This is a genomic window from Vibrio qinghaiensis (assembly GCF_002257545.1).
Taxonomy (GTDB): Bacteria; Pseudomonadota; Gammaproteobacteria; order Enterobacterales; family Vibrionaceae; genus Vibrio; species Vibrio ordalii.
The window spans coordinates 882,228-894,712 of sequence record NZ_CP022741.1; the positions used below are offsets into that span (position 1 = coordinate 882,228).

At 45.1% G+C, this 12,485-nt stretch carries 8 protein-coding genes; all 8 read left to right on the top strand.

From position 1 onward, the window contains the following. Positions 1-307 precede the first annotated feature (307 nt). The 8 genes from glnS to purF all read left to right on the top strand — a co-directional run bounded on the left by glnS (position 308) and on the right by purF (position 12,425). Entirely contained in the window at positions 308-1,978 is a 1,671-nt protein-coding gene (glnS, locus tag CCZ37_RS04225) for a glutamine--tRNA ligase (protein ID WP_010318481.1), read from the top strand. A 226-nt stretch (positions 1,979-2,204) separates the two neighbouring features. Continuing rightward, a complete protein-coding gene (locus CCZ37_RS04230) occupies positions 2,205-6,401 on the top strand; it encodes a FimV/HubP family polar landmark protein (RefSeq protein ID WP_094499827.1) in 4,197 nt (1,398 codons plus the stop codon). 172 nt (positions 6,402-6,573) lie between these two features. Next, positions 6,574-7,368, top strand: coding sequence for a tRNA pseudouridine(38-40) synthase TruA (gene truA / locus CCZ37_RS04235; protein ID WP_010318479.1), 795 nt, complete (start codon positions 6,574-6,576; stop codon positions 7,366-7,368). Between the two features lie 175 nt (positions 7,369-7,543). Beyond that, positions 7,544-8,470: an acetyl-CoA carboxylase, carboxyltransferase subunit beta gene (gene accD, locus CCZ37_RS04240; protein ID WP_094499828.1), complete on the top strand. Its 927-nt coding sequence runs from the start codon at positions 7,544-7,546 to the stop codon at positions 8,468-8,470. A gap of 42 nt (positions 8,471-8,512) precedes the next feature. Continuing rightward, positions 8,513-9,778 (top strand): bifunctional tetrahydrofolate synthase/dihydrofolate synthase, encoded by a 1,266-nt coding sequence (gene folC, locus CCZ37_RS04245; RefSeq protein ID WP_094499829.1) that lies wholly within the window; start codon positions 8,513-8,515, stop codon positions 9,776-9,778. Further along, the gene (locus CCZ37_RS04250; protein ID WP_013857291.1) at positions 9,779-10,324 is read left to right on the top strand and encodes an SPOR domain-containing protein; all 546 of its coding nucleotides are present in this window, start codon (positions 9,779-9,781) and stop codon (positions 10,322-10,324) included. 61 nt (positions 10,325-10,385) lie between these two features. Further along, on the top strand, positions 10,386-10,877 hold the full coding sequence (locus CCZ37_RS04255; RefSeq protein WP_010318475.1) for a CvpA family protein: 492 nt from the start codon (positions 10,386-10,388) through the stop codon (positions 10,875-10,877). A gap of 33 nt (positions 10,878-10,910) precedes the next feature. Then, on the top strand, positions 10,911-12,425 hold the full coding sequence (gene purF, locus CCZ37_RS04260) for an amidophosphoribosyltransferase (RefSeq protein WP_013857289.1): 1,515 nt from the start codon (positions 10,911-10,913) through the stop codon (positions 12,423-12,425). The last annotated feature ends 60 nt before the right edge of the window (positions 12,426-12,485 follow it).

Below are 12,485 nucleotides of genomic sequence, written 5' to 3' on the forward strand. Positions count from 1 at the left end.
ATTTTTAAAGCCTCTGCTTGTTGCAGAGGCTTTTCTCATTAATAGGATAAGCGCAACTGTGAAGGCGTTTTACGGCCGTCATCTTTTGTCTATTGTCTATTTCTTATGCCCTTTGCCAGAAATTTTGCTTAGTCTAACCAGACAAAAGGCAATGTCTTGAAATAATCGTAGGAAATACCCACTTTTTATTGTGTAAGAGCGGATAATTGTGGATTATTAGCGACAAACTTTCTGTTTCTGCAAGCATTGCTGCTGTTACATACAGAAAAATCTTCTGACGATACTAAATAATTTTGAGGTGCTATAGATGAGTGAAGCTGAGGCTCGTCCATCGAATTTTATTCGCCAAATCATTGATAAGGATTTAGCGGATGGCAAACACACAAGTGTGCATACTCGTTTTCCACCCGAACCAAATGGCTACCTGCACATCGGTCATGCTAAATCTATCTGCTTAAACTTTGGTATTGCTCAGGACTATCAGGGACAGTGTAATTTACGTTTTGACGATACAAACCCTGAAAAAGAAGATATGGAGTACGTTGAGTCAATCAAAGCAGACGTGAAATGGCTCGGCTTCCAATGGTCTGGTGATGTTTGTTACTCGTCAGATTATTTTGACAAACTATACCAATATGCGGTTGAGCTGATCGAAAAAGGTCTTGCTTATGTTGAAGAGCTCAGTCCTGAAGAGATCCGTGAATATCGCGGCACATTAACTCAAGCTGGTAAACCAAGCCCGTACCGCGATCGCAGCGTTGAAGAAAACCTAGCGCTATTTGAGAAAATGCGTGCGGGTGGTTTCGAAGAAGGCAAAGCGTGTTTACGTGCCAAGATTGACATGGCGTCATCCTTTATGGTGATGCGCGATCCTGTGCTTTACCGTGTTCGTTTCGCGGAGCATCACCAAACGGGTAACAAATGGTGCATTTATCCAATGTACGATTTTACTCACTGCATCTCGGATGCCTTGGAAGGGATCACGCACTCAATTTGTACCCTAGAGTTTCAAGATAACCGTCGTTTGTACGATTGGGTGTTGGAACATATCACGATTGATTGTCAACCGCATCAGTATGAGTTTAGCCGCCTAAACCTCGAATATACAGTGATGTCTAAGCGTAAACTCAACCAACTGGTTACGGAAAAATTAGTGGATGGTTGGGATGACCCACGTATGCCGACGATTTCAGGTCTACGCCGCCGTGGATTCACACCAGCATCGATTCGTGAGTTTTGCAAACGCATTGGGGTGACAAAACAGGAAAATATGATCGAATTCAGTTCGTTAGAGTCTTGCATCCGTGAAGACTTAAACGAACATGCGCCTCGCGCCATGGCGGTTCTTGACCCTCTAAAAGTGGTGATCGAAAACTTTGATGCCGATAAAGTGGAAACATTGACGCTTGCTAATCACCCAAATAAACCGGAAATGGGTGAGCGCGAAGTACCCTTTACGCGTGAGTTATGGATCGAACGTGAAGATTTCCGTGAAGAAGGCAACAAGAAATACAAACGTTTAGTGCTAGGCAAAGAAGTTCGCTTACGCGGCGCTTACGTAATAAAAGCAGAACGCATTGAAAAAGATGCACAAGGCAATATTACGACAATATTCTGCACTTACGATATGGATACTCTGGGTAAAAACCCGGCAGATGGACGCAAAGTGAAAGGTGTTATTCACTGGGTATCCGCCGATAAAGCCTTGCCAGCTGAAATTCGTTTGTATGATCGCCTATTTACCGTTCCCAACCCGGCGGCGGCTGACAACTTTGCCGAAACAATTAACCCAGATTCATTGGTTAAAATTAATGGTTTTGTTGAGCCTAGTTTGGTGTCGGCACACGCGGAGCAAGGTTATCAGTTTGAGCGCATGGGTTATTTCTGTGCGGACTCGAAAGATTCTAAACCAGAAGCATTAGTCTTTAACCGCACTGTTGGCCTACGTGACACTTGGGCAAAAATAGACGCAGAGTAAGCTTAAGTACTATTTAAAAAGGTCAGCCAGTGCTGGCCTTTCTTTTTATCATGATACTGTTTTTGTTTGAGCAAGCTCACTTAACGGGAAAAAATGTGTGAGATTCCTGCGATTATCGTAGTCGTGACACATTTTTTACCTTGCGTCCTATAGTTTTGCTACCGTTATCCGATATATTAAACAGATCATCGTATTTATTTATTCCAAGCACATAGCTGAGCCTTATATGCGTCAAATTTTTCAGCGTCTACTGTTGCCGATAGCAATGGTTGCCGTGACTCAGACTTCTATCGTTAGTGCCGAGAGCATTCGCCTGGTTGGGCCGAATGGTGAGATCCAGTCTTCTCCTCAATTCTCAGAAAATCTCACTCAAACTCGTAATCTTCAGTCGGCTAATAGCCAACCATCGACGTTTTTTGGACCAACTTTAGACAGTGACACTTTGTGGTCTATTGCTACTCGACTACGCCCATCGAATAACGTTACCGTTCAGCAAACCCTACTGGCTATTTATCGGTTAAACCCTCAAGCGTTCGAAAATCAAAATATTCACAGTTTGATCCCGGGTAGCAACTTACGTGTTCCATCATTGGCACAGGCAAATAGTGCATCCACGCAAGAAGCGGTCAATATCATGGCCGCGCATCAAGCCAAATTGAATGCTAATACGGCGCAGCCAACAACGCCTGTTACTGCGGCTTCTACAACTTTGCCTGAAAAAACAATTGCCTCTACTGCCGCTCAACCAGTTGTTGAAAAGGCGAAGAGTGAACCTGTGCTAAAAGAGATTGGCACACAAGTTGCCAAATCTGATACTGAATTACTGGCGCTTGAAGAGAAAAATCATAAGTTACGTTTGATGCTGGCAGATGTTCAATCTGAAGTTGATGCACTCAAAGGAGAACTCGGCGACGAAAACCGCATTCGCTCTGAAGTTGAGAAGCTACTTGATGAAGAACGTAGAAAAGCACTAGAGGCGCAAAAGCTTGCACCAAGTGCACTTGATCAACTGCTTTCCAACTCCTGGTTGGTCGCCGCTCTCGCCCTTATTCCTGGCTTGTTAATTGGTTTATTGGTCGTGATGTTGCTTGGTCGCCGATCCAAACCAACAGAGCAGCCAGCTGTCACTCAAGGCAATCAAGAGCCCATAACGCCGATGGCTGTTGGCAGCGTTGAAGATATCGACGATGATTTAATGCTGAATGATGACTTGTTTGGTGAGTCTGATGATAGTGAGAAGTTATTTGGTGATGATACATCATTGGATGATGAAATCGATGACAATGCAGGGCAAGAATCTGACATTTTTGCCGATTTAGACGATACAGATTTAGACTTCAACCTCGAAGGTGAAGATGGCGAAGACCCATTTGCAAGTATCGGTGATGATGGTGATCTTGCTGCGGATTTAGAAGATTTGACCGCTAGCAGTAACGGCATCAGTGTCGCTGCTGATGAAAAAGCCGTCGGTCTCGATGAGATGGCCCGAGCTTTAGACGAAGTGTTATTAGATGAAGATGACGGCGAAACAGAATTTGATTTATCCGATAACGATGATGCCATTTCTGAAGATGACATTGACGCCTTATTGGCTGGAGATGGACAAGCTGAAGATCTCGAAAGCGATACTTTAGATCAATCTCTACTGGACGATTTATTTGCCACCAATAGCAATGACGATAATGACGATAGTTTTGACTTTGATTCATTACTGGATGAGTCCGAAGGTGATTTCAACTTGGATTCAGAAGAGCCCGAGTTGGCAAAACCCGACGGCAGTTTTGATTTAAAAGAAGCAGAACTTGCGTCAGACAGCGAGCTTGATGATCTGTTTGCCACGATTGAGGCACAATCAGACCTTACTTCACCTGAACCAGCTTCCGATACGGCGCTGCTGGATGAATTACTAGAAGAGCAAGATGAAAACATTCTAGCAATCGATGGCGACAGTGTTGAGTTGCTCGATGAGTTGCTCGGTGATGATGAAGAAATCGAGACAGATTTATCGGAAAGTACCGACTTACTTGAAGAACTTGTGCAGCCCGATAAAGACATAGCTTTGAGCGAAGAAGATGTTGATGATCTTGACTTCTCTGGTGATCAAACTCTGTATGAGTTATTGGGTGAAGAAAATACGGAATCCGAGCTTGAAACCAAGCTGGGTGATAATAGTACAGAGCTATTGGACGAACTATTTACTGACAATGGTTCTGAATTACTTGGTCTTGAAGAGGACCAAGATCAAGAAGCTACTGACGATAAGGATAGTGCCATTGAAGAAGATGGCACAGCATTATTTGAAGAGTTGCTGGAAATCGAGCAGCATGCTCAGACTATCGAAGAGAGTGAACAGCAAAATAGCGAGTTGTTAGACAATCAAAACAATAGCGTAGACGATTCCGAGTTTAACAGTGACATCTTCATTGACGATCTACTGAATGCTGCTCCCGAAAAAGATCCTCTACTTGATGATGAGCAGACGGGAGTGGTTGATGGCGACATAAATGAAGAGTTTGTTGACGACTCCTTTGATTTCAATCCTGAAATTGAAGGCGCGAATTACCCAGAACTTGCTGAGCCAACACCACCAGAAAACAATCTATTTCCAGAAAACAATCTATTTCCAGAAAACAATCTATTTCCAGAAAACAATCTATTGTCAGAAAATAAGATAGAAACAGAATCGATTACTCAGCCGGAAGGGATACCAAATGAGTTCGGCACACCGCAAGATGAAGATTGGGAGCTGGGTGAGTCCAAGTCTATCAGTACAACTGAAGCGGAAGCTGATCTATCTCAGGATGAGTTAACGGAATTAAAACTTCCAGACAATGATATAGATGAGTTCGAAGAGGAGGATCTCTTAGCCTCATTCACCGAGCCTTCGCTGGAAGAAAAGAATGAAGACGAGAGCGAACTGACGGATCTTAAGCTGCCAGAGTACACAGAAGAAGACGCGCTGGCGGATGCGATAGCCGAGCCTCAAGAAACAGCGTCAGAACCTGTTGCTCAAGAAAATTTTGCCGCAATTGATGAAGAGGCGTTGCCTGAGTTCAGTGAAGAAGATGCACTTGCTTCAATTAACGAGCCGCCTCTAGAAGAAGAAAAGGAAGACGAGAGCGAATTGACGGATCTTGAGCTGCCAGAGTACACAGAAGAAGACGCGCTGGCGGATGCGATAGCCGAGCCTCAAGAAACGGCGTCAGAGCCTGTTGCTCAAGAAAGTTTTGAAGCGATTGATGAGCACGCCTTGCCTGAATTCAGTGAAGAAGATGCACTTGCTTCAATTAACGAGCCGCCTCTAGAAGAAGAAAAGAAAGACGAGAGCGAAGAGAGCGAATTGACGGATCTTGAGCTGCCAGAGTACACAGAAGAAGACGCGCTGGCGGATGCGATAGCCGAGCCTCAAGAAGCGGCGTCAGAGCCTGTTGCTCAAGAAAGTTTTGAAGCGATTGATGAGCAAGCCTTGCCTGAATTCAGTGAAGAAGATGCACTTGCTTCAATTAACGAGCCGCCTCTAGAAGAAGAAAAGGAAGACGAGAGCGAAGAGAGCGAATTGACGGATCTTGAGCTGCCAGAGTACACAGAAGAAGACGCGCTGGCGGATGCGATAGCCGAGCCTCAAGAAACGGCGTCAGAACCTGTTGCTCAAGAAAGTTTTGAAGCGATTGATGAGCAAGCCTTGCCTGAATTCAGTGAAGAAGATGCACTTGCTTCAATTAACGAACCAGCACTAGAAACAGATCAACAGCCGCTTTCAGTAGACGATGACGCAAACGAGTTGCAGAGTATTTCAAAGCAGGAGTTTGATGAGAAAGCCTTAAAAGATTGGCTAGATGAAGAAAGCATATCCCCTGCTCCGTTCACGTTTGACCGCCCACTCGATGCCCGCACTATTGATAGTGCGGGTATGGATATTGATGCAATGTTAGAGGTTGGTGGCGAAGATTGGAATGGTTTTAATTTAACGCCAGATCAACAAGCTTCCATTCCAGATGACGTGCCTGAAGAAGAGCGAGCGGTTTGGAGTGATGATATTCAAACCGACGAGCCTCAAATTCTTGATGAAAACTGGGAGATTCAAGAAGAGATTGATGATTTTGAAACCCAAAAGAGTCAGTACATGACCATTGATGAACTAATGGCTCAAGTTGAGGGTGAAGAGGGGATCAGCCCTGAAGATGAAGAACTCAAGTTAGATGTTGGTTTAAGTGAATTTCCGGATGTGATTGGTGACATTGGTGATATCGATGTAGACAATAACTCTGAGGCGGCGGGTAAACTGGATCTTGCCAAAATTTACATCGAAATGAACGATGATAAAGGGGCGATAAAACTGTTAGAGGAAGCCATTGTTGATGGTAGTGATGATATTCGACGAGAAGCGAAATCTTTGATTGACAGCATTAATCGCCGAGCTTAAAAACAAACGAGGCCGTGAATATACGACCTCGTTGTGATTGAATCGCCTTTTCTGACTTGCCGATGATCTGAACTTCACATTGACGGTGGTTGGGGTGTAGATGACTTGCCGATTAGAATTTTTTTTTGATTGCGATTATACTGCCCGACCCATTTTCAAAGAGAATCAGATGATGAGAATCGCTTTAGGTATTGAGTACAATGGTTCTCAATACTATGGTTGGCAGCGACAACGTGACGTTAAAAGTGTCCAAGAAGAATTAGAAAAAGCACTCACAGTTGTGGCGAACCATCCGGTTGAAGTATTGTGTGCGGGGCGCACCGATGCAGGGGTTCACGGCACAGGGCAGGTGATACATTTTGATACTACGGCTTGCCGAAAAATGGTCGCTTGGACAATGGGTGTCAATGCTCATTTACCAAAAGATATCGCTGTTCGTTGGGCAACTGAGGTTTCAAGCGATTTTCACGCTCGCTTTTCGGCTACAGCACGCCGTTATCGCTACATCATTTATAATCATGCTTATCGCCCTGGCATATTATCTTCAGGTGTCAGTCATTATCATGGCGATTTAGACGTTGAGAAAATGCAGCAAGCAGGGCAGCTTTTATTGGGCGAAAATGATTTCACCTCTTTTCGCGCTGTGCATTGTCAATCTAATAGTCCTTGGCGAAACGTCATGCATTTGAATGTGACTCGCCATGGCCACTATGTCGTCATCGACATTAAAGCCAACGCCTTTGTCCATCATATGGTGAGAAATATCACTGGTAGCCTCATTGTCGTCGGCCGGGGTGAGCAGCCTCCCGAATGGATAAAATGGCTGCTTGAAGCCAAAGATAGAAAACTGGCAGGAGCAACAGCCAAAGCCGAAGGACTATATTTGGTTGCTGTTGATTATCCAGAAGAATTTTCTTTACCCAAAGAATCGCTTGGTCCACTATTTTTAGCTGATCATTTGAGCTGATCGAGCGTAAAGCGTTCAAAGCAGAGTCGCAGTGTGTGTCGAAATAACAGCCAGAAAATAGGTACAACCAGTTTTTTGTCTACACTAAGCATTTTATATGTTTTAATCCTCACGCATAAATCCCAAATTTGTATCTTTCGCAATCACGCGAGAGAGTTAAGAGTAAAGGTCTTCCATGAGTTGGCTTGAAAAGATTTTAGAAAAAAGCAATATCGTAACTTCGCGTAAAGCATCCATCCCTGAAGGGGTTTGGACTAAATGTACTTCTTGTGAGCAAGTGTTATATCACGCTGAGCTTGAGCGTAATTTGGAAGTGTGCCCTAAATGTGATCATCACATGCGCATGAAAGCACGTCGCCGCTTAGAGACTTTTCTTGATGAGCAGAATCGTGTCGAGATTGGTGACGAGTTAGAGCCGCAAGATAAACTCAAGTTTAAAGACTCAAAACGTTATAAAGAACGCCTTTCAGCCGCTCAAAAAAGCAGTGGCGAGAAAGATGCTCTTGTGGTGATGCAGGGCGAACTATTGGGTATGCCTCTGGTTGCTTGTGCTTTTGAGTTTTCTTTCATGGGTGGTTCAATGGGGTCTGTAGTTGGTGCGCGTTTCGTACGAGCTGTTGATGCCGCTATAGAAAACAACTGTGGTTTGGTGTGCTTTTCTGCCAGTGGCGGCGCTCGTATGCAAGAAGCGTTGATGTCATTGATGCAGATGGCAAAAACCAGTGCAGCGCTTGAACGTCTATCGAGCAAAGGATTACCTTATATCTCGGTCATGACTGACCCTACCATGGGTGGTGTATCAGCAAGCTTAGCGATGCTTGGCGACATCAATATTGGTGAACCTAAAGCACTGATTGGTTTTGCAGGTCGCCGAGTCATCGAACAAACGGTACGTGAAGACTTACCTGAAGGTTTCCAACGCAGCGAATTCCTGATTGAGCATGGTGCGATTGATATGATTGTCGATCGCCGTGAAATGCGCCAACGCGTAGCTGGATTGATCGCTAAATTGACCAATCATAGCTCACCATTGGTTGTTTCTGTTGACGATTCACCGATTGAACCTGATTACGCTGTACCAGAAGCGCACGAAAAAGGGTAAAGTAGGCACTAACACTAACTGCTTAATGGTTATAAACGTTAGATGACTCAAAACCTTATCCCACAAGCCACATCCTCTCTTGCGATGTGGCTTGATTATTTAGCGAATCTTCATACCTCCGCTATCGACCTTGGCTTGGATCGCGTTCAAGCTGTGGCTCAAAAAGCGAATCTTATTAAACCTGCACCTACCGTAATTACCGTGGCTGGAACGAATGGTAAAGGCTCGACCTGTGCATTAATGGAAGCCATTTTATTGGATGCAGGTTATCGTGTGGGCGTTTATAGCTCACCTCATCTTATCCGTTATAATGAACGCGTGCGTATTAATGGGCTTGAGCTCAGCGATGCACTGCATACGCAAGCCTTCGCTTTTGTTGAAGCGCAACGGGGTGGCATCAGTTTAAGCCTATTTGAGTTCGGTACATTGGCGGCGCTGCGTTTATTTCAAACGCAAGCGGTGGATGTCATTTTATTGGAAGTTGGGCTAGGTGGCCGACTTGATGCGACCAATATCGTGGATCACGATGTTTCTGTGATTACTAGTTTGGCGATTGATCACGTGGATTGGCTCGGCGATGACATCAATGTTATTGGCTATGAGAAAGCGGGGATTTATCGCGCAGGTAAACCCGCGATTTGCGGCCAGCCTAAGCCACCACCAACGGTTGCAGCGCATGCCGATGATATTGGTGCGGAGATGTACCAAGTCGGTATTCAGTTTTCCTATGAACTGGCCTCTGAAACAACGTGGAATTGGCGAAGTGGTCCATTTGAGTTATCTGATTTACCGCTCCCTCGCTTGCCTTTGCCTAATGCGGCTACGGCATTAATGGCACTCGGCTGCTCCGGTTTGGCTGTGAGTGATGTCAATATCGTCAATGGGCTGAGCAACGCAACACTTGCTGGGCGGATGCAAAAAATCAGTGATAGCCCCGAAATCATTCTTGATGTTGCACATAATCCCCATTCGGCTGAATATTTGGTGGCGCAGCTCAAACAGCGTTACGCACACAAAAAGGTCCATGTAGTGATTGGCATGCTGCATGATAAAGATGTGAAGGCCACGCTTCATCAACTGAAATCAATCGCTAACCTTTGGTATCCTGCTTCATTAAGTGGCCCTAGAGCCGCGCAAGCGAATGAACTGTGTCAGTACCTTGAGCCTGGCGTTAAACCGTTTGCTAACCCAGTCAGCGCTTTTGAAGCCGCGATGACACAAGCCGATAGCAATGATGTCATTATCGTGGTTGGGTCGTTTCATACTGTGGGTGAAGTATTAGAGCACTGGCAGAACAAAGGAGTATAAATGGCAAGTAAGTTTCAGAGCCGCTTGGTAGGAACAATTATATTGGTGGCGATAGGGGTGATAGTGTTGCCTGATGTATTAGATGGCAAAAAGACTCACTACAAAGAAGATATTGCCAGCATTCCAATTAAGCCTGAATTAGACAGCGACGTAGAGAAGTTTGAAATTCTCGACCCCGTTGAAGATCAAGTCGCGTTGCCCGATTCGCCTGTTGAAGTGATCGCACAAACTAACCAGAGCGATGCAGCAACGCAGAGCAAGCCACTCACTGTGAAAGTGAAAGAAACGGCGGAAAGAAATGATTACCAAGATAGTGCTTGGCTCATTCAGTTGATGGCATTAAAGAATGCCGAAAACGCAAAAACCGTGGTTAAAGATCTGCAAAAACGGGGTTATCAAGCTCATACTAAGCAAGAAAATGGCTTCACTCGGATCATTATTGGCCCAGATGTTTCCAAAACCAAGCTTGAGCGTCAACTCTTAGAACTGGAAAAAATTACCGGTGCAAAAGGTCAATTGCTCAAATTTAAACCACTAAACCCATAAGAAAACGTTTGCGTCGCGTTTTTTTCTGTTAAAATGCGCGCCAACTTAAGATGTAGAACTCATGAATTGGTTAGATATTGTCATTTTAAGTGTGATCGGCCTATCGGCATTGATCAGTTTAGTCCGTGGCTTTGCTAAAGAAGCGTTGTCATTAGTGATATGGTTCGGTGCATTTTTTGTCGCCAGCCAATACTACGCAAAACTTGCGGTGTATTTTTCAAATATCAAAGATGACATGTTTCGTAATGGCGCGGCCATTGCAGCACTGTTTGTTGCAACACTCATTGTCGGAGCGATCATTAACTATGTGATTGCTCAATTGGTACAAAAAACGGGCCTATCAGGAACTGATCGGGTACTGGGCATTGTTTTTGGAGCATTGCGTGGTGTGTTGATTGTTTCAGCTGCCTTGTTTTTTATGGATGCGTTTACCGCATTTCCAAATTCAGAGTGGTGGAAGAGCTCGCAATTGGTACCGGAATTTAGCCGTATCATTGCGCCGTTCTTTGAGCACTTACAAGCAACATCAAGTTTTCTCTCTGGCGCGATTTAGCGCCAGTTACTGTCGCAAATCGAGGATCAGGACATGTGTGGTATTGTTGGAATCGTGGGTACAACGCTGGTAAACCAGTCAATTTATGACGCGTTAACGGTATTGCAGCATCGTGGCCAAGATGCCGCTGGTATTTGTACCATAGAAAGCAATCGTTTCCGTCTGCGTAAGGCGAACGGTTTAGTGAAAGATGTCTTTGAAGCAAAACACATGCAGCGTCTTCAAGGAACGGTGGGTATTGGACATGTGCGTTATCCTACTGCGGGTAGTTCGAGTGCCTCAGAAGCTCAACCTTTCTACGTTAACTCCCCGTTCGGTATCACGCTTGCTCATAACGGCAACCTCACCAATGCCAACGAAGTACGCCAGAAGTTGTTTGAAAAAGATCGTCGCCATATTAATACCACTTCAGATTCCGAAGTGCTGCTTAACGTCTTGGCGCATGAAATTGATACAGTCAGAGGCAATGTAACCGCAGAAGATGTGTTTCGTGCTGTCGCCAATGTACATCGCACCATTCGCGGTGCTTATGCTGTTGTCGCGATGATCATTGGGCATGGGATGATCGCGTTTCGTGACCCGCATGGTATTCGTCCTATCTGCTTAGGTAAACGTGAAGTCGATGGCCGTACCGAATACATGGCCGCTTCGGAGTCGGTGGCGCTAGATGCTGTCGGCTTTGATTTTGTGCGTGACCTTGCCCCCGGGGAAGCGGTGTATGCGACCTTTGATGGCCAGCTATTTACTAAACAATGTGCCGATAATCCAACACTTAACCCATGCATTTTTGAATTTGTCTACTTCGCCCGCCCAGATTCGTTTATCGACAAAATTTCGGTTTACAGCGCGCGCGTAGAAATGGGTAAAAAGTTGGGTGAGCGCATCAAGAACGAATTTGCTGACTTAGATATTGATGTCGTGATCCCCATTCCTGAGACTTCGTGCGATATCGCATTGCAAATTGCACAAGCGATTGATATTCCATATCGCCAAGGTTTTGTCAAAAACCGCTACGTTGGCCGCACATTTATTATGCCGGGCCAGCAACAGCGTAAAAAGTCGGTGCGCCGTAAACTCAATGCGATTCGTTCTGAATTTAAGGGCAAAAACGTGTTGCTAGTGGATGACTCGATAGTACGTGGAACTACGTCAGAGCAAATTATTGAGATGGCTCGTGATTCTGGTGCAAACAAGGTGTACATGGTGTCAGCCGCGCCTGAGATCCGTTTCCCTAACGTCTATGGCATTGACATGCCAAGTGCTAACGAGTTGATTGCTCATGGTCGAGATGCCGATGAAATTGCGCAGCGAATTGGTGCCGATGCTCTGATTTTCCAAAATCTGGAAGATTTAGTCGATGCCGTCGGCATGGGTAACCGCGATATTGCAAAATTTGAAGCGTCGGTATTTAACGGAGAATACGTCACGGGCGATATTGATCAGCAGTATCTTGATTTTCTTGAATCGATGCGTAGCGACGATGCAAAAACGGTTCGAGAAATCCAGCAAGATCTCGCCAACCTAGAGATTCATAACGAAGGCGCGTAATCGAGCGCATCTCTCCAAATAGGCTGCAAAGAAAAAGGCTTCCATCTAGGAAGCCTTTTT

Bases quoted from the DNA above. Each gene is read 5' to 3' on its own strand.
- glnS (WP_010318481.1), top strand. From the start codon at position 308: ATGAGTGAAGCTGAGGCTCGTCCATCGAATTTTATTCGCCAAATCATT.
- truA (WP_010318479.1), top strand. From the start codon at position 6,574: ATGAGAATCGCTTTAGGTATTGAGTACAATGGTTCTCAATACTATGGT.
- accD (WP_094499828.1), top strand. From the start codon at position 7,544: ATGAGTTGGCTTGAAAAGATTTTAGAAAAAAGCAATATCGTAACTTCG.
- CCZ37_RS04250 (WP_013857291.1), top strand. From the start codon at position 9,779: ATGGCAAGTAAGTTTCAGAGCCGCTTGGTAGGAACAATTATATTGGTG.
- CCZ37_RS04255 (WP_010318475.1), top strand. From the start codon at position 10,386: ATGAATTGGTTAGATATTGTCATTTTAAGTGTGATCGGCCTATCGGCA.
- purF (WP_013857289.1), top strand. From the start codon at position 10,911: ATGTGTGGTATTGTTGGAATCGTGGGTACAACGCTGGTAAACCAGTCA.
- CCZ37_RS04230 (WP_094499827.1), top strand. From the start codon at position 2,205: ATGCGTCAAATTTTTCAGCGTCTACTGTTGCCGATAGCAATGGTTGCC.
- folC (WP_094499829.1), top strand. From the start codon at position 8,513: ATGACTCAAAACCTTATCCCACAAGCCACATCCTCTCTTGCGATGTGG.